The organism is Parasedimentitalea nitratireducens (assembly GCF_057444295.1).
The window spans coordinates 1-24,437 of the sequence record NZ_JBYAXC010000014.1 but is presented as its reverse complement, the minus strand read 5'-3'; the positions used below and the strand labels follow the sequence as shown (position 1 = coordinate 24,437).

Below are 24,437 nucleotides of genomic sequence, written 5' to 3'. Positions count from 1 at the left end.
GCACTAAAATGTCTGCAATCAGTAGATCACGCGAAAAATGGGTTCTGCTACTACCGGCAATCTTGGTGCTCTCTTTTATCACCGTCTTACCTTTCTTTCAGACCCTCTGGACCAGTTTTACGGATGCTGAAATCACCGCGCGTGAGCAGCAGGTCAACTGGATTGGGCTGGAGAACTACGTCTGGGCGCTGACCGATCCGGACTTCTTGGATGCATTGGGGCGGACGCTTTATTTCACGGTTATTTCAGTTGGACTTGAAGGTGTGCTTGGTATTGCTGTGGCGCTGCTACTGAACCAGCAATTTTGTGGCCGGATGTTCCTGCGGATCATCATTATCCTGCCCTGGGCGGTGCCAACCATTGTGAATGCTGTGGCTTGGCGGCTGATCTACCACCCGGACTATGGCGCATTGAATTCGCTGTTGCTGCAGCTTGGCCTGATTGACAGCTACACCAGTTGGCTGGGGGATCCTGATCGCGCCTTGAACATGGTGATTTTGGCCGATGTCTGGAAAAACTTTCCGCTGGTTGCTTATATTGCACTGGCCGCCATGCAAACCATCCCCGGCGATCTGCTGAAAGCAGCCGCCATCGAAGGGGCAGGGGCATGGAAGCGGTTCCGTTCGATCACTCTGCCGTGGATCATTGGGCCGATGCTGGTTGTGTTGATCCTGCGCACCATCGAAGCCTTTCGTGTCTTTGACATCATCTATGTGATGACACGCGGCGGCCCGTCTGACGGCACCAAAACCGCAAGTTTCTATGTCTACCAAGAGTACTTTAGCTATCTGCGCTCGGGCAGTGGCGCATCCTATGCGGTGCTGGTTGCTGGTCTCAGCGCTGTGTTGATCTTGGCCTATTACGCTGGCGTTCGCCGCGACCAACGGGGGGGCTGATCATGCAGCGGTCTTGGTTTACTTCGATTGCACTGTATTCTGCTGCTTTGTTGCTGACACTGTTCACCTTGGCGCCTTTGGTCTGGCTACTGCTGATGAGCATCAGCAGCCCCAATGACCTGACGGCAGTGCCGCTGAACTGGTGGCCAAACGAAGTTGACCTATCCCGCTACCGGCGGTTGATGGATCTAAACGAAGGTTCAGGCCAGCGGTTTCTGTGGGCATTGCGCAACAGCTTGCTTACCGCTGGGGGGGCAACATTGATTGCCCTGATCGTTGCGGTTCCTGCTGCCTATGCGTTTTCTCGCCGGGGGGCGTCACTTGCCCTGCTGTTTGCTTTCCTTGCCACCATCATGATGCCGCCGATCACATATGTGTTGCCGCTGTACGAGATTTTTGGCGGGATGGGTGCATTGAACAAAACCACCACGCTAGTGATTGTTTACAGCGCGATGTTGTTGCCTTTTGCAACCTGGCTGATGAAGAGCAACATTGACGTTCTGCCAGTCGAGATTGAGCAGGCCGCGTTCATGGAAGGCGCAACAACAGCGTTTACCCTGCGCCGCGTTGTGTTGCCTCTGGCACTGCCAGCGATTGCAGCGACCTGCATGCTGTCGTTCCTAGTGGCCTGGGACGAGTTCTTTTACGCCCTGATTTTCACCAGCGATCTCAGCGCTAAAACCCTGCCGGTTGCCATTGCCGATTTTTCGGCCGGGCGGGTCACCGACTATGGTGTGATCGCATCGGTAGGGGTGCTTGCCACTCTTCCACCGGCCATTTTGGCAATTTGCTTTCAGCGCTTCATCGTCTCGGGCCTGGCTGCCGGAAGCGTCAAGGGATGATGCACAACATGACAACTCACCTCCAATCCAAAGGGAGTACCGCGGTGCCCTCTACGCCAATCCTTTCCGTTGAAAACCTGAACAAAAGCTACGGTGATCTGAAAATCTTAAAAGACATCAGCGTTGCTATAGAGGAGGGGGATTTCTTAGTGCTGGTTGGCCCGTCGGGTTGTGGTAAGTCGACCTTGCTGGGATGTATTGGCGGCTTGACCGAGGTCACATCTGGTCATCTGCGTATTGGTGGCGCCGATGTTACCCATACTGATCCCGCAAAACGAGACATTGCGATGGTTTTCCAGTCATATGCACTGTTCCCCAATATGAGCGTGGCAGAAAACATTGGCTTTGGTCTGGAAGTGCGCAAAGTGCCTAAGGCACAGCGTGACAAAAAGATCGGACAGGTTGCCGAGCTGTTGAAAATTGAACCGCTGCTTGACCGTGCGCCAGCACAGTTGTCGGGGGGACAACGCCAACGTGTTGCTATGGGCAGGGCATTGGTTCGCGACCCCAAGTTGTTTTTGTTCGATGAGCCGCTCTCTAACCTTGATGCCAAGCTGCGGGTGACGATGCGGACTGAAATCAAACGCCTGCACCAGCGCCTGAATGCTTCGATCATCTATGTCACCCACGACCAGATTGAAGCGATGACACTGGCGACAAAAATCGTTGTGATGAAAGACGGTGTGATTCAGCAGGTCGGCACGCCGAAAGAAATTTATGATACCCCGGCCAATATCTTTGTCGCTGATTTCATGGGTTCTCCGGCAATGAATATTCTAGATGCCATGGTTAAAATGGATGGTTCAGCGGCACAAATTGAAATAGCTCGTGAAGATGGTCAGCCCCCACTGATCTTGCATGATCCGACGCCGAGCGCCGGTATTGTAAAACGTCAGGGTGGTGCGCTTAAGATTGGTCTTCGGCCCGAGGCTTTGACAGATCTTGGGTCTCGTGCGGTTCATGCCGATCAGTACTTTGACTGCCTGCTTGATGTGGTTGAGCCAGCAGGTTCAGACACTTTTGCCGTGATCCGCCTTGGCGGTGCCGAAGTGACCGCGCGGTTGCATGGCGATGCAGAGGTCCGTTCAGGCGAGACAGTTCCCATATGCTTTGATGTCTCCAAAATCTCATACTTCGATCCCCAGAGCGGAGAACGCCTATGACCACGGGACCAATTCTGGTTGCGGATATCGGCGGAACCAACACGCGGCTTGGACTTGCAGGTCCAGATGGCCTTCTCGAGGGAACTTCGCAGAGGTATTCCAACAGCGATTACTCTAGCTTCTACTCACTCGTTGGTGCCTATCTCAGGCAGCAAAAAGTCGAGCAGTGCCACAAGGCCTGCCTTGCGGTGGCAGCACCGGTGGAAAATGACGGGATTACACTGACCAACCGAGATTGGCACATCGACAAGTCGGGCGCACGCGCCGCAACCGGCGCGGCTGAAATCCGGTTTCTTAACGATTTTGAGGCGCTTGGGTTTGCTATCGACCGTCTGGAAGGGGATCAGATTTCACATGTTGCCGGGCCAAAAATTGCAGCAAGTCAAAATGGAACAAGGATGGTGCTTGGCGCGGGGACAGGTTTTAACGCGGCTGCCATGACTATGGGCGTAGATACCCAGCCAGTGGTTCACGCGGCTGAATGTGGTCATATGACTTTACCTGTTGAAACCGTGAGTGAGCTTTCATTGCGGGATCATCTGGCGCAAAATCGCGGCAGGGCATCCGTTGAAAGAGCGTTGTCCGGTCAGGGCGTTCTGGAAATCTACCAGTGGGTTTGCTCTCACACCGGGGTTGCACCGCGAAACTTTACGTCACAGGAAATCATACAGCAGGCGATTGAGCAGCGCGACGAAGCCTGTGAGCGCACGGCAAAAATGCTGGTCAGATTTCTTGCGCGGGTTGCAGGGGATCTGGTTCTTGCGTTCCTTCCCGTTGGTGGGCTTTACCTTTCGGGTGGTGTCACGAGGGCATGCAAAAGCCTGATTTCAAGTGATTTGTTTTGGGATGAATTCACGGCAAAGGGTCGCCAAAGCAACCTGTTGCGGTCTGTTCCAGTGTATTTGATGACGGATGACCACTCCGCACTAGAAGGCTGTTTGGCCGCAATGATGAGGAAAGGTTCGCAGCTAAGCTCTTCTAGACTTCTCGGACATAGTCAAAATTCAATAACATCGAAGGCCGCAGGGTTTTGAAATGACAAAAGCAATCAGCCAAATGCGGCGCGAAATACTGGAAATCCCTAACGCAGTTGACCGTCTGTTGACTGGCGGTGGTGGTGATATCGCCAAGACAGCCGCGACCCTGCGCGAACGTGAAACGGCGTTTGCTGTAACCGTGGCGCGCGGATCATCAGATCACGCATGTGCCTTTTTCAAGTATGCTGCGGAACTTACTTTGGGTATTCCGGTCGCGTCTGTCGGCCCATCTGTGGCATCCATTTACGGCGCCCAAATGCAGCTGACTGGCGGGCTTTCCCTTGCTGTATCGCAGTCGGGTCAAAGCCCGGATATCGTTGAACTGGCTCAATCAACGCGGCGCGGTGGTGCATATTCAGTGGCAATCACCAATGATCCCACGTCGCCACTGGCGACCGGATCGGCCCATTCGCTAGATATGATGGCCGGGCCCGAGCTGAGCGTTGCTGCTACAAAATCGTTCGTAAATTCTATAGTAGCAGGTCTGTTGCTGCTTGCAGAATGGAAGAATGACCCGGAATTGCGCAAGGCGATCCACCAATTGCCAACCGTTCTTGCAACAGCAATTGGCCTGGACTGGCCCGAAGTGCGCGCTGCGATAAGTGGTCAGTCATCTGTGTTCACTCTAGGCCGTGGTCCCAGCTGGGCCATTTCAAATGAGGCAGCGTTAAAGTTCAAAGAGACCTGCCAGTTACATGCAGAGAGCTATTCATCGGCTGAGGTTCTGCATGGTCCGGTTTCAATTGTTGATTGCGGATTTCCCGTGCTTTGCTTTGCCGCAGGAGACGCTGCTGAAACAGCGGTCGCCAAGATGGCAGATCGGATTTCGGGGCAGGGGGCACATGTTTTTGCAACCTCAAATCTGGTCGGCAACGCGCAGCGCATTGATCATGTGCGAACCAGCCATCCGCTTACGGACCCGATTGCTTTGGTAGCATCGTTTTATGCGATGGTTGAACGTTTTAGCCAGGAACGAGGGAGCAATCCTGATGCCCCCCGGCATTTGAAGAAAGTAACAGAAACCGTATAGTCTTTGGAGCATTAGCTTCCGTAACTCTTAGCAGATAAGGGGTTAATCCAGCGGCTTATAGACCACTGCGTCGATCTCAACCTTGGTATCGACCATGATCTGTGACCGCACTGCGGATCTGGCTGGTCCCTCGTTGGGAAAATAGTTGGCATACACCCGGCTAAAAGACCCAAAAGTCGCGAGGATCACCTAGCCAGACACCAACCTTGGCTCATCTGGCGTGCAGTCTGCCAGCGCCAGAGCGATCATCGCCTAGCCGCTCAATTTTCTTACTGGTCCTTTGATTTATCGAGTGTGGATTTGAAGGAAATGGGACCAACTTCGCCTTAACTCTTGGTAGAAAGGGCGGCCACGCGATTGGAGGTTTCAGAGGCTTTCACTATGTCGCTATCCCGCAGTCCTCAAACACAGCATCGAAGTTGAGTTCGATAACGATGGTTTCTGGCTTCCGAAAGCATAGGATGAGTAGATAAAACAACATGTTACCCATAAAAAGTGGATTTTTGCGTTTGGCCCAAGCGCCGGAAGCACCAGGGAAGCAAACGGCAGCGAAAACCAGCTTGATCTATGCGCAACAGCGAAACAGGCAGCGCAAACAGATAGAACCTCATTCTGTTGACTGGTTTTACCGTCCTGATGCAGACATCCATGCAAATTCCAATGACAGGCGGTTTGCTCTCAGAGTGGACATTCGAATGGCAGGTCAGATCCCAAGTTTCAAAACGCTGCCCTCTGCATCAATGTCCGCTCCATTGCGCTGACGAAATGTGAACGTGACGGGTCCTTTCGATATGGAATCGAAATCGAGCTGTCGTTGCAGCAAAGCCATGTTGCCGTAGGAATACGGATTGGTGATCGTGCCCACAACTGCGATGAGTACAAATGGCAGTCTTATACTCAGTAGTTTCCCGGAGAAACGCTTTGCTATGGGCGTTTGCCGTCATACTCGGGTTCAGCGGGGTGGCGATTTTTTTGAACGGCAATACGTGGTCCGTGAACTGACGGTCAAAAGTGCAACACTGCATCGCTTGGCCTCCCGGCGGGCGGATCGACATGATACGCATTTGACTTCTTTGTTTGCAATTTTTGTGGCGGGTGGGGTTGAGCGGCAAGACTTGTTACTGGAAGTCGCGGCAACAATCACGCGCTTCTATCCACCAATTTCCTCGGTGAATGTCGTCCCATATAATCCGTCCCAACCGATGATAGAAACGCAGCCTGGTCTCTCGGCACAGGCCAGGGAACGTGTCGTTGAATTGGCGCGCCGCTCGACAGGGGCTCTGCATATCGGGCAAATGCCAGATTTGTCGGATCATTACCTGCCTGTGAAACGCACGCCCAATTCCCACGTGGCGCAGCATGGTTTGGCGCTGGTGATCGACGCCCGCGCATTGACTGCCACAGATGATCCGTTTTGGGACACGCCATCGACTTCTTTGCGTCTTTCCACACCAGTCGGCCAAACGGCATTGGTGGGGCAGGTAGCATCAGGTGAAACTGGGTTCTCCAAACCGCTTGGAAGTGTGTCTCAGCCCTTGGTGTTTGAGATATCTTTGGCGACCGGGCTGTCTGACCTCTTGCCAGTCAGGAAAATGTTCTCTGTGATTGCAGTGGTCACAGCGCTCATTTTGCTGGCGGCCTTCGGCTTCAAACAACGCGCACACCAAAAATGCAGAAAACCGCGCCAAACTTAGCGCACAGGAAACGCGGCTCGCCCATGCGTCGCGCATCAGTGCAATGGGCGAAATGGCCAGCGGCATGGCGCATGAACTGTCGCAACCGCTGACCGTAACCCTGAGCCAAGCACAGGCTGGACGTCATTTGGCGCGACGCGGTGATGTTGAACGTCTTGGCACTGTGTTGGACGACACAGTATCCCAAGCACAGCGCGCAGCGAATATCCTTGATCGCCTGAGACGCTGGAGCAAACCCAACCGAGCACCTTCTGAGAGCTGTTCTGTCCACGAAACTGCCCAAAGCGTTCAGAACCTGTTAGCATTGGAGGCCAAGACGAAGGGGGCTGCGATTACACTATCATTGTATGAGTTTCCCCTCTTTGTTGACGCTGATCCGGTTGAATTGGAACAAATTGTGTTAAATTTCGTGCGCAATGCGGTTGATGCCTCGGATGCTGCACAGGTCAGGATTAGCACGCATATCGATGGTCCGTTCGCTGTTCTGGATGCCCGCTTTTACGGGCCTGAAACTACAAGAAAAACTGACCGGCCAGGGCGTATCTTGGCCCACTGTTACTATCAGTGGGCATAGCGATATCAATGCATGCAGGCGCGCGTTTCGCAATGGCGCGATCGATTTTTTGAGCAAGCCGGTAGACGAACAAGACTTGATCGACGCGATTCAGAAGGGGCACCGCGAACTTGAGAGCCTCCAGCGGGCGTCAACAGAACACGCGGAGGCGGTGGCATTGGTGAAGCATCTCTCCACACGCGAACGACAAGTCTTGGAGATGATAGCGAAGGGCCTGACAACCAAGCAAATCGCTGATGCGCTTGCTCTGTCGCCCCGCACGGTAGAAAGTCACCGCGCAGCGATTGCGACCTAAGCGGGCACTTCTTCGGCGGCCGAACTGACACGGTATTAGCCGGAGGCACAGGCTGATCAGTAGAACTACGGAGTCCTTTGCGGAGGCTACGAATGCCGCCAATCCACATGGCAGAATAGAACCAGAGCATCGGTTCAACAAAAGGAGAAACACGATGATCCGTTCTATTGCTCATGCGACAGCCCTGCTGACACCAATCACGGCCTTTGCCCAAGCCCTGCCGACAGCGCCCTTTCTGCTGCTCAATATGGCAACCAAGTCCGCACAAGCCGCCGTCGCAGCTTGCTCTGCCGAGGGCTATAATGTCAGCGTTGCAATCGTTGCGCGCGGCGGCGTGACCAAAGTGCATTTGCGCGCTGACAACGCGGGCCCGCACACAGTAGGCTCCAGCACAGGTAAGGCCTTCACATCCGCCAGCATGGGCCGTGACACGGCAGGTCTTGCGGGCTTTATCGGTGCCAAACCTTAAAACGGCGGCCTGCGTGATATGGACAGCCGTCTGGTGATCCAGGCAGGAGGATTACCTATCAAAATCGGTGGCGCTTTGGTCGGTGGCATCGGAGTCGGTGGCGTGCCATTCGGTACTATTGACGAGACGACTGCCCGCGCAGGTCTTGACGCAATCGGCGCTGAATAATCCAATTGCGGCCCTTCCCGAATTGGGACAGGCCAATCTCTTTAAAAGGAAAAATCATGCTTCGGTTTTTGCTGTTCGCTTTGGCAATTGGCAACGCTGGCGCTTCCCATGCGCAAACGGGCCCGTCTGCCTTGGACTTTGTATCTTATACCGGCCTGCATTTTGCAGCCCAAGAGGGCGATGAAGATGAGATCAACCGTCTGATCGCAGCAGGTGCTGATCAGAACATCCGTGATCGGTCCCTGCGCACCCCTGCGTATATCGCGGCCTTTGCCTCACATGATGACGCGCTGATAGTTCTCTCAAACGGTGGCGCGAATATGAATGCCTTGGAAGACGGTATCTATGATGTTCTGGCGATAGCAGCAGTGGCGAATGATCCTGAGTTAGTCTCGCTTGCGATGCAGCTTGGCAATAAGCCCGATCTGATCACCAGAGTCTATGACGGCACCGCCTTGATTGCCGCAGCCCACCTTGGGCACCATGATGTCGTGGCTCGTCTGGTGGCTGGTGACGCACCATTGGATCATATCAACAATCTGGCGTGGACGGCTTTGATTGAAGCGGTTGTCTTGGGTGACGGTGGCACAGATCACATCAAAACGGTGCAGATCCTCGTTGAAGCGGGCGCAGATAAATCTATCGGAGATCGCGATGGGGTTACAGCGCTGCAACACGCCACGTCACGCGGCTACACCGAAATGGTCGACATCCTGAAATCGGACGTATGGCAATGACCCTATCAAGGTGTGATATCTTGAAGGCTGCCGTGCCCACAAAGCTCGTTGCAACTTTCCCATAGCCGCCGTCTGCGCAACTACTGAGAATGGCAGCTTCGTCCGCTCAGCCGACCTTGGACTACTGGAAATGCTGCGCGATAGGTTAAACGACTGCTTTTATGGCGCTGGATCGCGAAGTGTCGCGCGTCTCCCAATGGCAGCTAAGGGCCGTTTACGACTTGCCAGAGCGGGCTGCGGCGAGACTTTGTAAATATCACTAAGTGCGCATTTCTGACATTGGAACTCTACGCAGCGAATTCACACTTTCAGGCCTAACACGACTTTCAATGGTATGTCTGGTACACGCAGCAGATCATATAGGTTGGGTGGGAAGTCATTACTTTCGTCTTCGAGCCTGAAAAAAAGATTTGGCAAAAATCAGACCTTTGTGGGTGGCACTCAGCCCTAGCCATAGCAATCCCATATAGGAGATATGGGATTGCTTGAACTTCCAAAATAGAGGCACTTATGCCCTCATAATTCGCTGGACCTGACATTTTGGGATTGTTCGCCGAGGCCAGCAATACCCAGCGTTATGCGATCACCCGCTTTCAGGTAGGTTTCGGGCTTTTGCCCCATACCTACGCCCGGAGGGGTACCTGTGGAAATGACGTCGCCCGGCTGAAGGCTCATGAATTGCGAGAGATGTGATATGACCGTCGCCACATCGAAATGCATAGTCGAGGTAGAGCCGTCCTGATAGCGACGTCCGTTAACTTCAAGATGCATGTCTAGGTTCTGCGGATCTTCGACTTCGTCACGTGTCACCAGCCAAGGACCGATTGGCCCAAAGGTATCGCAGGACTTGCCCTTTACCCACTGGCCAGAGCGGTGCAATTGAAAGTCACGTTCAGACAGATCATTTACAACGCAGTAGCCCGCGACATAGCTCAACGCATCCTCGCGACTGACGTATTTAGCTGCCTTACCGATAACCACGCCCAATTCAACTTCCCAGTCGGTTTTAACCGACCCACGTGGAATTTCGACATCGTCATATGGCCCGGAGATGGCCGAGGTTGCTTTAAAAAATACCACGGGTTCATCAGGAAGCGCCATCCCAGCTTCGGCGGCGTGGTCAGAATAGTTCAGACCGATGCAGATGAATTTTCCGACTTGCCCTACACAAGCACCAATCCGCGTTTCAGTGGGAACAATGGGTAGCGTTGACGCGTCAATCGCGCGCAACTTTGCGAGCTGTTCGTCGGCCAGCACATGGCCAGCTACATCACCAATCACTGACGACAGATCACGAATGATACCATCCGCATCCATTATGCCAGGGCGCTCGGCGCCGCGGTCTCCAAAACGAAGTAGTTTCATCTCTTCCCAATTTCCTTTCGTTAAACCGACCAACCGCCATCGATGGCATGTGTCTGACCTGTCGTGAATGCGCTTTCATCACTTGCCAGATACAAGGCCAACGACGCGATTTCTTCGGCTTTGCCAATGCGGCCCATAGGCTGCCGGTCGATAAATGCCGCAAGGGCGCTTTCGTAGTCTCCAGTTGCGCGCAACCGTCCATGCATCGAGGGGCTATCAACTGTTCCGGGGCAGATCGCATTGCACCGAATTCCCTGTTTGATGTAGTCGGCAGCCACAGATTTGGTCAGTCCAATGACCGCCGCCTTAGAGGCGCAGTAGGCAAATCTGTTTGGTACGCCTTTGATCGACGACGCGACGGAGGACATATTGATGATCGAGCCTCCACCATTCTCCAACATTGCAGGCAGTGCGGTCTGGATCATTTGGAACATGGCCGTCACGTTCAGGTTAAAACTAAAATCCCAGTCCTCTTTGGAGCACTCTAGGATCGTGCCATTGGCCACAACGCCAGCGCAGTTGAATAAGACGTCCAGGGGGCCGGCTTGGCCGAGCACGTCCTTGACTGCCTGAGCGTCAGTGACATCCAGCTTCACGGCTGACACGCTGTCCAAGGCCTCCAATTCCGCCAGAGACGCATCGTTCACATCCGTAGCGATTACCTTTGCCCCCTGCAGGGCATACAGTTCAGCGGTGGCGCGGCCTATGCCTTGCCCGGCAGCCGTGATCAGTGCCGTCTTTCCTACAAGTCGTCCTTCAAGTTGAGCCATCATAAATCCATTTCTATACTGAGAGTTCTACCAGCCGCGCAGACAGTGCGGCAGCACGCTAGTCCAGATGGAACACCTCTTCCATCTCTGCCCACCACTCGCCATCGGCGCGAGTCTCGAACGGGGTTTGCATAGGGCCACAGACCGCCCACCAGTCTTTGGTGATTGGATCGGCCGCGATGGCAGCGTTATCAGCCGCAAAGTCGCTGCCCGTATATTCAAAGTAGCCGAACATCAGACATTCTGGATGTTTCAGATAAATCGAATAGTTGGTGAAGTTTGACGTATGTAACCGCTGTAAAACACCCGGCCAGACATCCTCATGAAGGCGCTTGTATTCATTGAGGTGTTCGGGTTTGAGCCGGATCACACTGCCCATGCGTTGCGGGGGCACAGGCTGGGTCTTTGGTAATATTGCGCCTTGATGACCAACTACACGACAGGCCAGATCATGTGCCGATGCCAGGGCCGTGTCGTGCGCCTTTTTGCAAACAATTGCAGCCAAATATGCGCCATTGAAACTGTCACCTGCACCTGTTGTATCTACAACGGTTTCGGCCGCTGCAAAAACTTGGGTGGTCGCCGAGTGAGGCAAAGGTACAGGTCCATCAGCTCCGCATTTTAGGGCACCGGTTTTTGCGCCAGAGGTCATGATGCGATCAACAATTGCCGCATTGTCCCTTTCGCAGAATAAATCCGCTTCATCTTCCTGCGACGGCAAGGCGATATCTGCGATGTCCCAGAACCGGGCGATTTCACGACGGGCGATCTCAGGTGTTTCCCACAGTTTGGGCCGATAGTTGGAGTCAAACGCCACCTGGAGTCCTGACTTGCGGCGCTCTGCCAGAGCGATCCAGAGCCGGTCCCGCGCGTCTTGCGTCAGGATCGCCAGTGTGATGCCCGATAGATAGGCAAGATCTGCCGCCTTAATGGCTTCCAGATGCAGCGATGTCTCGGACTTGAACATCTCACGTGCGGCAGATGCATCGCGCCAATAGTGAAAACTGCGCTCGCCCCGTTCGTCATTTTGGATGGCATAGATTCCGATCTGACGGTGTGGGTCGTGGGAGACATAGTCTGTGCCAATGCCCTCGCTTTGCATCAATTCGACCACGCTGTTGGAAAGCACATCTTGGCCAACCGCAGTGACATAATGAACTGCTACATCTTGCCCCTGAACTTCGCGCGCGCAGTAGATTGCGGTATTGAGAGTATCACCACCAAACCCGACACTTAGTTTGGGTTTCTGGCGCGAGATTTCGGCCAATGGTTCGCCTATACAGACAACGCGATAAGTCATTCGTCAAATTCCAATCCATAAAACTTAACAGCAGTGCCACCATAAATTGCCGCACGATCTTGATCGGAACACCCTTGCAACAGCTGTGCTGAGGCTGCACGCCATCGATCGTAATCACCGACAAGGTTCAAGACCGGCCAGTCGCTGCCCCACATGACCCTGTCGGCGCCAAACTGGCGCAGGACATGATCGACAACGGGCTGCAATTGCTCTGTTCCCCACCCTGGCCCGGCTTCATTGGCGAGGCCCGAGATTTTGCACATAAGGTTAGGCAGTTCGGCCAAGCAGGCCATGCCATCGCGCCAAGCTTCCCCAGCGTCTGCCTCATCCGCAATCTCAGGTTTGGCGCAATGGTCGATGACGATTGCAAGTTCCGGCAGCTCCTTAGCCACCTGAGCCAAGACTTTTAAGTGGCGTGGCACAACAAGAGCATCCAACCGCAGTCCTCGTTCCGCCAGCGCCGCGAGATTGGCCTTAACCTTAGGCCGGGAAATCCAATTGGTATCTTCGATGTCTTGCAGCATTGGCCGCACGCCTTTGAAGGCAGTGGATTGCATTAAACGATCCAAGGTCTGCGGCGCATCGATGTCATCAAGATCAACCCACCCCACAACACCTTTGATAAAATTGCCTTGTTCCGCCAGTCCAAGCAAAAACTCTGTTTCAGCCACGGTCGCTGCAGCCTGAACCACAACTGTTCCTGTAATACCGTGACGATCAACCAGTGAAGATAGATCTGGCGGCATAATGTCATGACGGATGTCCGCGACATCGTCTGTCATCCAATCATAGTCACCACGCGAAATTTGCCAGAAATGCTGGTGTGCATCGATTTTTACAGGCTCGACCATCTCAAGTTCCCATCATGCCTACTTGACTCGAATTGTTTTGTATAATTAAAAACATTTCAGGTAAAGTGCTGATCTCGGTCAACGCCTGTGAAAGGAAAATTCGTGCGAACCACCCCTATCCTCCAGTTTGGTACCAGCCGGTTTTTGCAAGCCCATGCCGATTTATTCCTGTCTCAGGCGATGGAGGCCGGTCAGGATGTTGGGCCGATTACCGTGGTGCAAAGCTCTGGCAATCCAGCGCGAGCTAAGCGTCTGGGTGCCTTGATAGGGTCTTACCCAGTGCGGATCGAAGGTCTGAAAGGTGGGCAGCGGCAGCAAGAAACAATCGAAGTCAAAAGCGTCATCCGAGCACTATCGACTGAGTGCGATTGGGTGCAGATCGCGCGCATTTTTGTGAACGAAGCGCAGATTGTTCTGTCAAACACAGGGGACGCTGGGTTTGCGCCCAATGCTAGAGACTCGGCTCTGCAATTTGATCAGGCCATGTCCTATCCAGCCAAGCTGACCCACTTATTGCGCCTGCGTTTTGCGGCGGGGGCTGCACCTATACAGATCATGCCAATGGAGCTGATAGCAGACAATGGAACGGTTCTGAAACGCCGGGTGATGCAGTTGGCCGAACAAGATCCTGTTGAGTTCCGCAACTATCTTGACCGTGACGTTGTCTGGGTGAACTCACTGGTGGATCGGATTGTGTCGCAACCAATCGAACCTGCAGGTGCTGTGGCTGAACCCTATGCGCTTTGGGCGATAGAGGATCAGCCGGGAATAACGTTACCCTGTGATCATCCCTCGGTACAAGTTGTTCCGTCATTGGGCGAAATCGAATCTCTAAAGCTATTCATCCTCAACCTTGGTCACACGTTTCTGGCTGATCGATGGTTGAGAGCACGCGGTTCACAGGACATTTTCGTTCGAAATTTGGTTCAGGATACAACCGAACTGACTAGCCTGAAAGACGTGCTGAACAACGAGGTTAGGCCCGCCTTTGTTGCGGCAGGGCTTGAGGATCAATTCGATCCTTACGTTGACACAACAATAGAGCGGTTTTCAAATCCATTTCTGGATCACCGGATTGCGGATATTTCGCAAAACCACAGCCAGAAGGTAACGCGCCGGATCGCTGCGATGTTGGACTGGGCCAAGGCCCAAGGCGACCACTCTATCAAGCCAATTCTGACCGAGATTGTGGCCTATAATAAGGAAACAGTGTGATGCCCCTAAAGACAAACCGCGTCGGCAAAACCGATATCTCAGTAACGTCTCTATCGTTGGGCGGTGCCAGCCTTGGCAATCTTGGCCATGTCGTTCGTGACAGCGACGTGACCGATGTCCTGCAACACGCCTGGTCCGCCGGAATCCGCTATTTCGACACAGCCCCTCACTATGGGCGCGGTTTGTCCGAACAACGAATGGGTAACTTTTTTAGGGATATCCCACGCGACGACTATGTGTTGTCCACCAAGGTGGGACGGGTCTTGTCACCTGGCCCCCAATTGGCAGAAGCCGACGGATTCATAGAACCATTGCCCAACGCGGTTCGCTATGACTATTCAGCAGACGGCATTCTAGAAAGTTTTGAGAGCAGTTGCGAACGGCTGGGAACTTCCCGCGTTGAGATCGTGTTTGTGCATGACATCGGAGACTATACCCACGGCGCAGCCAGCGGCGCTCGCCATATGGAAGACCTTATGGGATCAGGCATGTCAGAGCTGCAGGACCTAAAGCAAGCCGGGCGTATAGGAGCGATCGGGCTTGGCGTGAACGAAAGCCAAGTCTGTATCGAAGTGATGAAACAAACGCCACTAGACGTCATTCTGCTTGCTGGACGACTGACCCTGTTAGATCGCGAGGCCGAAGCCGAGTTGCTGGACTTATGTGCCCAGCAAGGCACCTGTCTGGTGCTCGGCGGGATCTTCAATTCAGGCATTCTGGCAACCGGACCAAAACCGGGGGCTTGGTTTGACTATGCGCCAGCTTCACAAGAAATATTAGACAAGGTGACAGCCTTGCAGGACAGCGCAAAAGCAGTTGGCCTCACCTTGGCAGAGGCATCATTGCAATTTGCACTGCATCATCCCGCTGCCTGCTCAGTTTTGCTTGGAACTGGCAAAGTCAGTTCGCTGCAACGCAATCTTGATGCCGCCGACAAACAATTGTCAGACGCAGCAATGACTTTTGTCACCACTTAAGTCGCGTGGCTATTGGTCTCAAGCGAGGACAATAGTGTTTGCTTAGAGGTGGCAAGATGGCGGCGCGCGGCCGCCTCAGCCTTATCTGCATTTCGACTGCGCAGAGCCCCGATCAACGCTAGATGCTCACGAATGGCATCTTCGTTTCGTTCGCGCTCGTGGGTTTTGTTCCACTGAAAGTGGTAGTGGAACACGAGAGAAATGATTTTTTGAAACTCTTTGACGAAACGGTTTGTGACCACGCTGTTGATAACAGCGTGGAACTTTTCATCAAGCGGTGAAAAATCATGGAAATCTTTGTCAATGCGCAGCAACAGATCCAGATGCTCCTGTTCCAGACTATCTAGACGGGCCCAAATTTCGTGATCCAATGGAAGGGCAGCAAGATGACGTACGGAATTCGATTCCAAGACGGTTCGAAAATCTGACAATTCCACCGCGTAGTTTTTGGTGAATCCTAGCAGCACCCAACCTCCGCGCGGCCTGCGCACGACAATACCAAAACGACTGAGTGACGAGAAAAATTCCTGCAAGGTATGGGTCGCCACAGAAAAATCTTTAGAGAGCTGCGCGACATTCAGCACGGTGCCGGGCGGAACATCCATGCGTAAAACCCAGTCAAGGAATCGGCTCTCCAGTTCCTCGATGCCCAACAAAACAGGCGGGCCCTCCAACCGATCTTCCACATTCGAATGACGCCTTAGGATTTTTTCGCGGCCATCGAGCGCAATAATGGAGCAGTCATCCAGCCGTGTCAGGGCGCTTCGGATCACGGTTCTGCTAACGCCCAACTGGGCGGACAAGGCATTTTCAGACGGCAAATACGCCCCAACTTCCAATTGATCACAAAGGTTTAAGAGTTCATTGTATGCCTCAACGAAGCGGGTATTGGTCCTTGCCATAGGTCGTATCATTCCTCTCTCGATTGGCCCGTTATACCTGTTTTTTTGAAATGTTCAAAAAAATTAAAAACATTTGACGGGTCAACTTCTCGTCAATATGTTTATTATTATTAAAGACAGATTATGTCTTTTCGGGGAGCAAGAACAACCATGTCCAACACTAATGGCAACACTAAATTGCGGTTCTTGCCGACCGGATCAAGCCTGCACAAACTGTCAGCTCTACTGACACTGCTGCTGCTGATACTGGCGTTCTCCTTTACCAGTCCAGCCTTTCTCTCAGTGAATAACGGTTTGACTGTTCTTCTGCAAACCTCCGTTATCGGGCTACTGGCCATTGGTATGACATTGGTGATTATCACCGGCGGCATTGACCTAAGCGTCGGCTCTGTCCTTGCCTTGTCCGGTGTGGTTGCCGGGCTGGCGATCAAGGCTGGCGTCCCAGTCATGCCAGCTATGGCTTTCGGAATTCTAGCCGGTGCATTTTGCGGTTTCATCAATGGTCTCGTTATAACAAAACTGCGCATTACTCCGTTTGTAGCAACACTGGGCATGATGATGATTGCGCGTGGAGTAGCACTGCAATTGACGGGCGCAGCCCCTATCAGCCGCCTTGGCGAGGCCTTTGGACAACTGGGCAATGGCTCGTTTTTCCGCATTGTCGAAATGCAGGCCAATGGTTTTCCCAAGGTGATATTCCCAGGCATTCCTTATCCCGCAGTCCTGTTGGTCGTAATGGCACTGATTGGCGGGTTCTTGTTGCAGCGCCGTCAGATTGGTCGCCACATCTTTTCAGTCGGTTCAAATGAAGAAGCCGCGCGCCTATCCGGTGTAAAAGTCGACCGAACAAAAATCTGGGCCTACACAGCGTCAGGCGCTCTGGCAGGACTGGCCGGAATGGTCCTGATGTCACGCCTTGTCACAGTGCAGCCCAACGAAGGTGTGATGTACGAACTTGATGCCATTGCGGCCTCGGTCATTGGTGGCGCTTCGCTTATGGGGGGCGTTGGCAGCATCTCAGGAAGCATGATCGGCGCATTTATCATTGGTGTGCTGCGAAATGGCCTGAACATGGCAGGCACTTCTGCCTTCATTCAACAAATCATCATCGGGATTGTCGTGATCGGCGCGGTCTACATCGACCAAATCCGCAACCGGAACTAACCAAACTCAATCACCAAGAACTAGTTTTTAACGGGAGGAAACCATGAAGAAACTACTGACAACGGCGCTAGCCACAGGCATCCTAGCCACTGCAGCTACAGTCGCATCGGCCGGCGAGATCGCCGTGATCGTAAAAACGACGAACTCCAGCTTCTGGCAAAACGTCAACAAAGGCGCGACTGCCGCCATTGAAAGCCACAGCGATCACACGATGACATTCAACGGTCCAGCTGCTGAATCCGCCATCGCAGATCAGGTCGCCCTGGTCGAAAATGCGATCAACCGCGGCGTTTCCGGCATCGTCCTGGCACCATCTGATCCAGAGGCACTCGCCCCTGTGGTAAAGCGCGCATATGAAAGCGGCATCCCTGTTGCAATCATTGATAGCGGTCTGGCCGAAGGCAACGAAAAGTATTACCAGACCTTCCTGTCCACAGACAATTGTGCAGCGGGTGAGCAGGCTGCTCAGATGATGATCGACTCTGTCGGCACCTCAGGCAAAGTGGCCGTGATGTCATATGTCGCTGGCGTTGGTTCAGAAATCGGCCGTGTAGGCTGCTTTGTAAAACATATCGGCGAAAGCTCGGATATCGAGATCGTTGGCCCGTTCTACTCGCAGTCGCAAATGGCAACCGCACTGAACCAAACCACTGATATTCTGGCTGCAAACAAGCTGGTTGGTATCTTCGGTGCCAATGAACCAACAGCAATCGGCATGGGCCGCGCAATTGAGCAAGCAGGCAAAGCGGGTCAACTGACCGCCATCGGTTTTGATGGCAACGCGGACCTGCAAGACATGGTCAAAAGCGGAACCCTCCTTTCGACTGCCGTACAGGGCTCGTTCCAGATGGGAGAACTGGGTGTGAATGCCATCGCAGATCTTCTGGCTGGCAACGAGATCACCAACTTCATCGACACCGGTGTTGTAATGGTCACAAAAGACAACATCGACACACCAGTCGCACAAAACGTTTTGTACTGATTGTGCCTGGGTCAGCGAACAGGCTTCGCTGACCCAATTCTAGATTCCGATAGGACGAATAATGTTGGACGCAAACGCTCAAGAGACCCCTCTGGTGCAAATGTCAGAGATCTACAAACATTTTGGCGGTGTTCATGCCGTTGAAGGTGTCTCAGTTGATCTTTATCCCGGTGAGGTCGTCGGTGTATTGGGCCACAACGGGGCTGGAAAATCCTGTCTCATGCAGATCCTGTCCGGAGCAATGATACCCAATGGCGGCGAGATCTACGTGAACGGCCAAGAGGCTGATCTTAAATCTCCGCACGACGCCAAAAAACACGGCATTGAAACAATCTATCAAACCTTGGCCTTGGCCAACCATCTGGATGCGGCGCAGAACCTGTTTCTTGGACGCGAGTTAAAGACCCGTTTCGGAAATCTCGACGAAGCACGCATGCACGCCGAGGCGCAAGAAGCACTGCGCCAGCTGAACCCGAATTTCAAGAACCTCAAGGACCCTGTGGCCAAGCTGTCTGGTGGGCAGCGACAGGTTATCGCCATTGCCCGCGCGATCTACTTCCAGGCCAAAGTTCTAATCATGGACGAGCCGACGGCGGCGCTCGGGCCATCGGAAACGGCAATGGTGGCCGATCTGACGCTTCGCCTGAAAGACGAAGGCATCGGCATCTTCCTGATTAGCCACGACATGCATGATGTGTTTGACCTGTGCGACCGTGTGATGGTGATGAACAAGGGCCGCAATGTCGGCACGTTCCGGATCGAAGACGTGAACAAAGACGATATTCTGAGCCTCATCATCAAGGGCACATTGCCAGATGGCTGGGCGCCGCGAGGTGGATCCAAATGAGCACCAATACAATGCGAGCAGGTACAGTGGTCCAACCCGGAACCTTTGTGGTGGAACCTCGCCCAGTCGTGAATGAGGTTCCAGAAGGCTGGGTATTGGTTGATATCTGCGCCGTGGGTCTATGCGGGACTGACTATCATATTCTCGAAGGGAAACACCCCTTCCTCAACTATCCGCGGGTTATCGGTCACGAACTAAGCGGCCATGTTGCGTGCGATGGAGAAGGCTGGTCGGTAGGCGATCTGGTCCTGGTGAACCCCTATTTGACATGTGGTGAGTGCCGTGCCTGCAAACGCGGAAAGCCCAATTGCTGCTACGACATCGAAGTCTTGGGCGTGCATCGCGATGGTGGTCTGATCCCCCAGTTGGCGGTACCTGCGGGCAACCTCTATGCTGCGGACGGTTTGTCCGCGATCCAAGCAGCCATGGTCGAGTTTCTGGCCATCGGTGCGCACGCGGTGCAACGTTCTGGCGTGTCCGAGGGTGATAATGTGCTGGTAACCGGCGTAGGGCCCATTGGTATAGGCACGGCTTTGTTTGCCCGCCTAAAGGGTGCAACCGTCACGTTGCTGGATCTCAGCCCTGAACGCTTGGCTATGGCTTCAGAGAAGTTTGGTTTCGACATGGGACACACAGGCATCGAAGCCGCAATCAAAGCGACGGGTGATGAAGGTTACGATGTCTTGTTTGATGCCACCGGACATGCCGGCGCAATCGAAGCAGGTTTTCCGGCCGTGGCCCACGGCGGGTCATACGTTCTGGTCAGCGTAGTCAAGGACAACATCACCTTCAGCGACCCAGAATTTCACAAGCGCGAGATGCGCCTGATCGGTAGTCGCAACGCATTAAAGTCCGACTTTGATTGGGTCATGTCAGCCTTTCGTGACAACTTGATTGATGCAGATGCCCTGTGTTCCACGGTACTCACACTGGATGAATTGGCCGTCCAGTTTAACGGTCTAGCTGAGGAACGCGCGGACCTGATCAAAGTCATCGTTCAGTTGCAGGAATAGCTCTATGTCATCCAAAACACTCCTTCTGAACGATGTGGATAACGTTGCCATCACTCTGCAAACCCTTGCGGCAGGCGATGATGTTGCAATCGAGCCGATCCCAAGGTCACACAAAGTGGCGATGACAGATATTGCCAAAGGGGATCACGTGGTCCGCTACGGCCAAATCATCGGTAAAGCAGATTGCAACATAGTGGCAGGTTCTCACGTACACAGTCACAATATGAGCATGAGCGATCATGTGGCGGATTACGCCTTTGGTTCCGCAGCCCACCCCCTGCCAGATCCCAAACAACTGCGCACGTTTGAGGGCTATCACCGCGAGGACGGGCGTGTCGGAACACGCAATTATATTGGCGTCCTTACATCAGTGAACTGCTCCGGTTCTGTCGCCCGTTTCATTGCCGAACAGGCGGAAAAATCCGGCATGCTGGATGAATTCCCCAATGTGGATGGCGTTGTGCCCATCGTGCATAGCAGTGGCTGCGGAATGTCCAATCAAGGTGAGGGTTATGATCTCTTGCTGCGGACGCTTGCTGGGTATGTGCGCCATCCGAACTTTGGCGGAATCCTATTGGTAGGACTAGGCTGCGAAGTACTGCAATTGGCCGAATTGGTAGGTGATCGCAAGATTACCGAAGACGGTGCGCTACGCTACATGACGATACAACAGATGGGAGGGACGCGTCGCACCATGGAAGCTGGTCTAAAACATCTCAACTCTCTCGCGGCCTATGCCAACCAAGCAAAACGCTCCCCCGCGCCAGTATCAGAGCTGGTGTTGGGGATGCAATGTGGTGGTTCGGATGGCTATTCTGGTTTCACCGCCAATCCTGCTCTTGGCGTCGCGTCTGATCTACTGGTTCAGCAAGGTGGCACCTCAATTCTGTCTGAAACATCCGAAATTTACGGCGCCGAACATCTATTGACCCGTCGCGCCGTCTCCACAGACGTGGGACAAGCGCTGGTGGATAAACTGGCATGGTGGGAAAACTACTGCGCGCGCCATGGATCAAAAATGGACAACAATCCAAGCCCCGGCAACAAACGTGGTGGGCTCACAACGATCCTCGAGAAATCGTTGGGCGCAGTCGCCAAAAGTGGGCAGGCGCCCTTGTCCGGGGTATTCGAGTACGGCGCCCCCCTGACGAGCAAAGGTTTTGTGTTTATGGATAGTCCAGGCTACGACCCTTGTTCCGTCACCGGACAAGTTGCCTCTGGGGCCACCCTGATCGCCTTTACCACCGGTCGTGGCTCGGTTTCGGGGTACAAGCCAGCGCCCGGCCTCAAAATTGCCTCCAATTCTGATATGTTCATGCGTATGGGCGAGGACATGGACATCAATTGCGGCGACATCGCCGACGGCGCGTCTCTTGACGAGAAGGGAGAAGAAATCTTCGAGGCGCTGATAGCCATCGCCAGTGGTCGGCACACAAAGAGTGAAGATCTCGGATTTGGCGGGGTTGAATTTGTTCCTTGGCAAATTGGGGCAGTTCTTTAGGCGCCATCGTTTCATTTTTCCTCTGATCCGATAGAGGAAACTTGGCATGCAACGATATGTGTTTTGGAAATTCGTTACGACTAACAGCGATCCGCTACAGTCAAAAACTCTAATTCAAGAAGGACCGCTTTGCGGGAGCTTTATCCCAGCACCAGGTGCGTCATCGATATCCGCAACGGGTCTTTTTTCATCAGTTCCTAGATCACGACCGGCCCAACTTTGCAAAGTATGCTTCCTGCGCATTGTCGCCGTTGGACATCGGCGCCGCGAATTTATGTTTTCAGCCCTTTTACGACCTTGGTGAGTAATGTAGCATCCGATACGAAAACGGTTTGCGGTCCTTCACTGCGGGAGCAAGGGCGCTGAGGAACTTTCCCTAAACCTGCCGTACTCTAGTTAAATTTCCAGAACGGTCACCTACGATCGGAAGTTCGAACAAAGCGGTCACCCGCAGTCTTTGATTGCTGGCTACTTTCAGTCTCCTGACCTCATACGCTGCCCCCGAAATATAGTTGCGACGCATTTTCCAACCAGTGATGTTTTTGATTGTCGCAAACAGATTTATTCTGACTGGTCAGACGTACTCCTGGCGTAGTCACGCGACAAATAGTTCGTTTTACCTTGCCGCAAACATCTGCTAAAAACACGGCGCTCACACAATGTGGGCGCCGGTCGTAGCCAACCCGGCAAACAAAACATGGATCTGAAAATGAAGACAATCGTTATCTGCTCAGGCGGGCTCGATTCGGTTTCTTTGGCGCACAAAGTTGCGGCAGAGCACGAATTGATTGGCCTGATCTCCTTTGACTATGGCCAGCGCCACAGCAAAGAAACCGACTTTGCCGCGCGCTGTGCTAAACGGCTCGGTGTCCCCTTTGACCTGATGGACATGCGTCATATTGGTGCCCACCTGTCAGGCTCGGCCCTAACCGATGATGTCGATGTGCCAGATGGGCACTATGCCGAAGAAACCATGAAGGTCACAGTCGTGCCCAACCGCAATGCCATCATGCTGGCTATTGCCTTTGGTGTGGCTGCGGCCAAACAGGCCGATGCGGTCGCAACCGCGGTACATGGGGGCGACCACTTCATCTACCCCGATTGCCGCCCTGATTTCACCGAAGCGTTTGAGGCCATGCAAGCTAAAGCTCTGGATGGCTATGCCGATGTAAAGCTCTATACGCCGTTTGTGCATGTTCCCAAGTCGGTCATCGTTACCGAGGGCGTGAAACACGACACCCCGTTTGCCGACACCTGGTCTTGTTACAAAGGCGGCGAACAACACTGTGGGCGTTGCGGCACCTGTGTCGAACGGCGCGAGGCGTTCCATTTGGCCGGGGTCACGGATCCCACTGTTTATGCAGATCCAGACTATTGGAAATCTGTGCTGGAGGACGCTTGATGTACCGGATCACCAAAGAGTTCCACTTCTCTGCAAGTCACCAGCTCTGCTCCTTGCCCGGTGACCACCCCTGCGCCCGCATGCACGGGCACAACTATATCGCCGAGGTAGAGTTGGCCGCAGATGAATTGGACCAGAATGGCTTTGTTCTCGATTATCGCGAACTAAAGCCGCTGAAGGTTTGGATCGACGACGAAATGGATCACCGCCACCTGAACGAAGTTTTTGACCATGATATGGTCACTTCGGAATACTTGGCTAAGAAAATCTATGAATTCTGTCGGGCTCGGTGGCCCCAAACCAGTGCGGTGCGGATCAGCGAGACGCCCAAAACCTGGGCCGAGTATCGCCCATGAGCCGCCTGCGTATCGCTGAGATATTTGGCCCCACTATTCAGGGTGAAGGCGCTGTGATCGGTGTCCCGACTGTCTTTGTACGGGCCGGTGGATGTGACTATCGCTGCTCGTGGTGTGATAGTCTGCATGCGGTGGACAGCAAATTCCGCCACGACTGGACACCAATGAGCGCGGCAGACATCTTTGCCGAGGTCGAGCGCCTGTCGGGGGGCGTGCCCATAGCCGTGTCTCTATCCGGCGGCAATCCAGCCATTCAGGATTTCTCGCAGCTGATCGCCTTAGGCCACGCCAAAGGATACCGTTTTGTCATGGAAACCCAAGGGTCAGTTGCACAAAACTGGTTCAGCGAGTTGTCCACCCTGATCCTAAGCCCCAAGCCCCCATCCTCAGGGGAAACAGTGGTCTGGGCCAAGTTCGACGACTGCATCTCCCAGGCCAAACAGGCCGAAACGGTGATGAAGATCGTGATCTTTGATGCGGCTGATTATGATTGGGCCCGCGAGGTCGCCGCGCGCTATCCCGACCTGCCACTGTATCTGCAACCGGGCAACCATACGCCACCACCACCCGAAGCTGAGGATGCCGAGATCGATATGGACGGCATCATGAACCGCTACGAGTGGTTGATCGACAAAACCCTGGGGGATCACTGGTATACTCCCACCATCCTGCCACAGCTGCATGTGCTCGTCTGGGGCAACAAACGCGGCGTTTGAAGGAACAATACAATGGCAAACGAAGACATCTATGCAAACCTGACCCAGCTTGGTGGCAAAACCGAGCTACCAAACTCACCAGAAGAGGCCGTGCTGGAACGCGTTCCGAACCCGCAAGCCGGAACGGACTATGCGGTACGTTTCACCGCGCCCGAGTTCACCTCGCTGTGC

The 24,437-nt window shown here is 53.7% G+C and carries 25 protein-coding genes and 2 pseudogenes; 21 read left to right on the top strand and 6 right to left on the bottom strand.

The features are described 5' to 3' along the window. The first annotated feature begins 8 nt into the window (after positions 1–8). Genes AC2T28_RS22230 through AC2T28_RS22210 form a run of 5 tightly spaced genes read left to right on the top strand, consistent with a single transcriptional unit; the run spans position 9 to position 4,968 of the window. Positions 9–896, top strand: coding sequence for a carbohydrate ABC transporter permease (locus tag AC2T28_RS22230; protein ID WP_486750801.1), 888 nt, complete (start codon positions 9–11; stop codon positions 894–896). Between the two features lie 2 nt (positions 897–898). Further along, positions 899–1,738 (top strand): carbohydrate ABC transporter permease, encoded by an 840-nt coding sequence (locus tag AC2T28_RS22225; RefSeq protein ID WP_486750800.1) that lies wholly within the window; start codon positions 899–901, stop codon positions 1,736–1,738. Positions 1,739–1,746: 8 nt separating this feature from the next. Next, a complete protein-coding gene (locus AC2T28_RS22220; RefSeq protein ID WP_486750799.1) occupies positions 1,747–2,901 on the top strand; it encodes an ABC transporter ATP-binding protein in 1,155 nt (384 codons plus the stop codon). Next, the gene (locus AC2T28_RS22215; protein WP_486750798.1) at positions 2,898–3,935 is read left to right on the top strand and encodes a glucokinase; all 1,038 of its coding nucleotides are present in this window, start codon (positions 2,898–2,900) and stop codon (positions 3,933–3,935) included. The genes AC2T28_RS22220 and AC2T28_RS22215 overlap by 4 nt, the downstream gene beginning before the upstream one ends. A 1-nt stretch (position 3,936) precedes the next feature. Beyond that, positions 3,937–4,968 carry an SIS domain-containing protein gene (locus AC2T28_RS22210; RefSeq protein ID WP_486750797.1) on the top strand — a complete coding sequence of 344 codons (1,032 nt, stop codon included), beginning with the start codon at positions 3,937–3,939 and terminating at the stop codon, positions 4,966–4,968. A gap of 42 nt (positions 4,969–5,010) precedes the next feature. Here the strand turns inward: AC2T28_RS22210 and AC2T28_RS22205 are convergent, their stop codons facing one another. Beyond that, the gene (locus tag AC2T28_RS22205; RefSeq protein WP_486750796.1) at positions 5,011–5,157 is read right to left on the bottom strand and encodes a hypothetical protein; all 147 of its coding nucleotides are present in this window, start codon (positions 5,155–5,157) and stop codon (positions 5,011–5,013) included. A 662-nt stretch (positions 5,158–5,819) separates the two neighbouring features. On the opposite strand from AC2T28_RS22205, the gene AC2T28_RS22200 reads away from it, so the two are divergent. The 5 genes and pseudogenes from AC2T28_RS22200 to AC2T28_RS22180 all read left to right on the top strand — a co-directional run bounded on the left by AC2T28_RS22200 (position 5,820) and on the right by AC2T28_RS22180 (position 8,905). Then, positions 5,820–6,662 carry a hypothetical protein gene (locus tag AC2T28_RS22200; protein ID WP_486750795.1) on the top strand — a complete coding sequence of 281 codons (843 nt, stop codon included), beginning with the start codon at positions 5,820–5,822 and terminating at the stop codon, positions 6,660–6,662. Positions 6,663–6,705: 43 nt separating this feature from the next. Then, a complete protein-coding gene (locus AC2T28_RS22195) occupies positions 6,706–7,236 on the top strand; it encodes a sensor histidine kinase (protein ID WP_486750794.1) in 531 nt (176 codons plus the stop codon). Then, positions 7,130–7,531, top strand: a complete 402-nt coding sequence (locus AC2T28_RS22190; RefSeq protein ID WP_486750793.1) for a response regulator transcription factor — start codon at positions 7,130–7,132, stop codon at positions 7,529–7,531. Before AC2T28_RS22195 ends, AC2T28_RS22190 begins: the two co-directional genes overlap by 107 nt. Before the next feature lie 154 nt (positions 7,532–7,685). Further along, positions 7,686–8,168, top strand: a pseudogene (locus AC2T28_RS22185) (GlcG/HbpS family heme-binding protein). Positions 8,169–8,224: 56 nt separating this feature from the next. Then, positions 8,225–8,905, top strand: coding sequence for an ankyrin repeat domain-containing protein (locus AC2T28_RS22180; RefSeq protein ID WP_486750792.1), 681 nt, complete (start codon positions 8,225–8,227; stop codon positions 8,903–8,905). A 516-nt stretch (positions 8,906–9,421) separates the two neighbouring features. Here AC2T28_RS22180 and AC2T28_RS22175 read toward each other — a convergent pair. From AC2T28_RS22175 to AC2T28_RS22160, 4 genes are read right to left on the bottom strand one after another with little or no spacing between them, the layout of a single operon-like run. Further along, on the bottom strand, positions 9,422–10,270 hold the full coding sequence (locus AC2T28_RS22175; protein WP_486750791.1) for a fumarylacetoacetate hydrolase family protein: 849 nt from the start codon (positions 10,268–10,270) through the stop codon (positions 9,422–9,424). Positions 10,271–10,290: 20 nt separating this feature from the next. Then, a complete protein-coding gene (locus AC2T28_RS22170) occupies positions 10,291–11,043 on the bottom strand; it encodes an SDR family oxidoreductase (RefSeq protein WP_486750790.1) in 753 nt (250 codons plus the stop codon). A 55-nt stretch (positions 11,044–11,098) separates the two neighbouring features. Then, entirely contained in the window at positions 11,099–12,340 is a 1,242-nt protein-coding gene (locus AC2T28_RS22165) for a PfkB family carbohydrate kinase (RefSeq protein WP_486750789.1), read from the bottom strand. Then, the gene (locus AC2T28_RS22160; protein WP_486750788.1) at positions 12,337–13,191 is read right to left on the bottom strand and encodes an amidohydrolase family protein; all 855 of its coding nucleotides are present in this window, start codon (positions 13,189–13,191) and stop codon (positions 12,337–12,339) included. Before AC2T28_RS22160 ends, AC2T28_RS22165 begins: the two co-directional genes overlap by 4 nt. 102 nt (positions 13,192–13,293) lie before the next feature. Between AC2T28_RS22160 and AC2T28_RS22155 the strand changes: the two genes are divergently transcribed. Both AC2T28_RS22155 and AC2T28_RS22150 read left to right on the top strand, forming a co-directional pair. Continuing rightward, the gene (locus tag AC2T28_RS22155; RefSeq protein WP_486750787.1) at positions 13,294–14,406 is read left to right on the top strand and encodes a mannitol dehydrogenase family protein; all 1,113 of its coding nucleotides are present in this window, start codon (positions 13,294–13,296) and stop codon (positions 14,404–14,406) included. Next, positions 14,406–15,383 carry an aldo/keto reductase gene (locus AC2T28_RS22150; RefSeq protein WP_486750786.1) on the top strand — a complete coding sequence of 326 codons (978 nt, stop codon included), beginning with the start codon at positions 14,406–14,408 and terminating at the stop codon, positions 15,381–15,383. The genes AC2T28_RS22155 and AC2T28_RS22150 overlap by 1 nt, the downstream gene beginning before the upstream one ends. Here AC2T28_RS22150 and AC2T28_RS22145 read toward each other — a convergent pair. Further along, positions 15,380–16,285 carry a GntR family transcriptional regulator gene (locus tag AC2T28_RS22145; RefSeq protein ID WP_486750785.1) on the bottom strand — a complete coding sequence of 302 codons (906 nt, stop codon included), beginning with the start codon at positions 16,283–16,285 and terminating at the stop codon, positions 15,380–15,382. The genes AC2T28_RS22150 and AC2T28_RS22145 overlap by 4 nt on opposite strands. 150 nt (positions 16,286–16,435) lie before the next feature. Here AC2T28_RS22145 and AC2T28_RS22140 point away from each other — a divergent pair, with 150 nt between their 5' ends. The 9 genes and pseudogenes from AC2T28_RS22140 to AC2T28_RS22100 all read left to right on the top strand — a co-directional run. Then, positions 16,436–17,449: an ABC transporter permease gene (locus AC2T28_RS22140; protein ID WP_138163339.1), complete on the top strand. Its 1,014-nt coding sequence runs from the start codon at positions 16,436–16,438 to the stop codon at positions 17,447–17,449. Between the two features lie 43 nt (positions 17,450–17,492). Further along, positions 17,493–18,431, top strand: a complete 939-nt coding sequence (locus tag AC2T28_RS22135; RefSeq protein ID WP_157023442.1) for an ABC transporter substrate-binding protein — start codon at positions 17,493–17,495, stop codon at positions 18,429–18,431. A gap of 100 nt (positions 18,432–18,531) precedes the next feature. Further along, positions 18,532–19,278: an ATP-binding cassette domain-containing protein gene (locus AC2T28_RS22130; protein ID WP_486750784.1), complete on the top strand. Its 747-nt coding sequence runs from the start codon at positions 18,532–18,534 to the stop codon at positions 19,276–19,278. Beyond that, positions 19,275–20,291, top strand: a complete 1,017-nt coding sequence (locus AC2T28_RS22125; protein ID WP_486750783.1) for a zinc-binding alcohol dehydrogenase family protein — start codon at positions 19,275–19,277, stop codon at positions 20,289–20,291. The genes AC2T28_RS22130 and AC2T28_RS22125 overlap by 4 nt, the downstream gene beginning before the upstream one ends. Positions 20,292–20,295: 4 nt before the next feature. Next, a complete protein-coding gene (locus AC2T28_RS22120; RefSeq protein WP_486750782.1) occupies positions 20,296–21,792 on the top strand; it encodes a UxaA family hydrolase in 1,497 nt (498 codons plus the stop codon). Positions 21,793–22,501: 709 nt separating this feature from the next. Further along, on the top strand, positions 22,502–23,194 hold the full coding sequence (gene queC, locus AC2T28_RS22115; RefSeq protein WP_486750781.1) for a 7-cyano-7-deazaguanine synthase QueC: 693 nt from the start codon (positions 22,502–22,504) through the stop codon (positions 23,192–23,194). Continuing rightward, a complete protein-coding gene (locus AC2T28_RS22110; RefSeq protein ID WP_486750780.1) occupies positions 23,194–23,550 on the top strand; it encodes a 6-pyruvoyl trahydropterin synthase family protein in 357 nt (118 codons plus the stop codon). Before queC ends, AC2T28_RS22110 begins: the two co-directional genes overlap by 1 nt. Then, on the top strand, positions 23,547–24,266 hold the full coding sequence (gene queE, locus AC2T28_RS22105) for a 7-carboxy-7-deazaguanine synthase QueE (RefSeq protein WP_486750779.1): 720 nt from the start codon (positions 23,547–23,549) through the stop codon (positions 24,264–24,266). The genes AC2T28_RS22110 and queE overlap by 4 nt, the downstream gene beginning before the upstream one ends. Positions 24,267–24,278: 12 nt before the next feature. Beyond that, positions 24,279–24,437, top strand: a pseudogene (locus AC2T28_RS22100) (preQ(1) synthase); the annotation flags it as partial.

What these genes read in the sequence shown, in the direction of transcription:
- AC2T28_RS22190 (WP_486750793.1), top strand. Translation starts at nt 7,130, where the DNA reads ATGGTCCGTTCGCTGTTCTGGATGCCCGCTTTTACGGGCCTGAAACTA.
- AC2T28_RS22120 (WP_486750782.1), top strand. Translation starts at nt 20,296, where the DNA reads ATGTCATCCAAAACACTCCTTCTGAACGATGTGGATAACGTTGCCATC.
- AC2T28_RS22195 (WP_486750794.1), top strand. Translation starts at nt 6,706, where the DNA reads ATGGGCGAAATGGCCAGCGGCATGGCGCATGAACTGTCGCAACCGCTG.
- AC2T28_RS22110 (WP_486750780.1), top strand. Translation starts at nt 23,194, where the DNA reads ATGTACCGGATCACCAAAGAGTTCCACTTCTCTGCAAGTCACCAGCTC.
- AC2T28_RS22215 (WP_486750798.1), top strand. Translation starts at nt 2,898, where the DNA reads ATGACCACGGGACCAATTCTGGTTGCGGATATCGGCGGAACCAACACG.
- AC2T28_RS22180 (WP_486750792.1), top strand. Translation starts at nt 8,225, where the DNA reads ATGCTTCGGTTTTTGCTGTTCGCTTTGGCAATTGGCAACGCTGGCGCT.
- AC2T28_RS22130 (WP_486750784.1), top strand. Translation starts at nt 18,532, where the DNA reads ATGTCAGAGATCTACAAACATTTTGGCGGTGTTCATGCCGTTGAAGGT.
- AC2T28_RS22220 (WP_486750799.1), top strand. Translation starts at nt 1,747, where the DNA reads ATGACAACTCACCTCCAATCCAAAGGGAGTACCGCGGTGCCCTCTACG.
- AC2T28_RS22140 (WP_138163339.1), top strand. Translation starts at nt 16,436, where the DNA reads ATGTCCAACACTAATGGCAACACTAAATTGCGGTTCTTGCCGACCGGA.
- AC2T28_RS22150 (WP_486750786.1), top strand. Translation starts at nt 14,406, where the DNA reads ATGCCCCTAAAGACAAACCGCGTCGGCAAAACCGATATCTCAGTAACG.
- AC2T28_RS22135 (WP_157023442.1), top strand. Translation starts at nt 17,493, where the DNA reads ATGAAGAAACTACTGACAACGGCGCTAGCCACAGGCATCCTAGCCACT.
- AC2T28_RS22230 (WP_486750801.1), top strand. Translation starts at nt 9, where the DNA reads ATGTCTGCAATCAGTAGATCACGCGAAAAATGGGTTCTGCTACTACCG.
- AC2T28_RS22145 (WP_486750785.1), bottom strand. Translation starts at nt 16,285, where the DNA reads ATGGCAAGGACCAATACCCGCTTCGTTGAGGCATACAATGAACTCTTA.
- AC2T28_RS22160 (WP_486750788.1), bottom strand. Translation starts at nt 13,191, where the DNA reads ATGGTCGAGCCTGTAAAAATCGATGCACACCAGCATTTCTGGCAAATT.
- AC2T28_RS22225 (WP_486750800.1), top strand. Translation starts at nt 899, where the DNA reads ATGCAGCGGTCTTGGTTTACTTCGATTGCACTGTATTCTGCTGCTTTG.
- queC (WP_486750781.1), top strand. Translation starts at nt 22,502, where the DNA reads ATGAAGACAATCGTTATCTGCTCAGGCGGGCTCGATTCGGTTTCTTTG.
- AC2T28_RS22170 (WP_486750790.1), bottom strand. Translation starts at nt 11,043, where the DNA reads ATGATGGCTCAACTTGAAGGACGACTTGTAGGAAAGACGGCACTGATC.
- AC2T28_RS22175 (WP_486750791.1), bottom strand. Translation starts at nt 10,270, where the DNA reads ATGAAACTACTTCGTTTTGGAGACCGCGGCGCCGAGCGCCCTGGCATA.
- queE (WP_486750779.1), top strand. Translation starts at nt 23,547, where the DNA reads ATGAGCCGCCTGCGTATCGCTGAGATATTTGGCCCCACTATTCAGGGT.
- AC2T28_RS22165 (WP_486750789.1), bottom strand. Translation starts at nt 12,340, where the DNA reads ATGACTTATCGCGTTGTCTGTATAGGCGAACCATTGGCCGAAATCTCG.
- AC2T28_RS22125 (WP_486750783.1), top strand. Translation starts at nt 19,275, where the DNA reads ATGAGCACCAATACAATGCGAGCAGGTACAGTGGTCCAACCCGGAACC.
- AC2T28_RS22210 (WP_486750797.1), top strand. Translation starts at nt 3,937, where the DNA reads ATGACAAAAGCAATCAGCCAAATGCGGCGCGAAATACTGGAAATCCCT.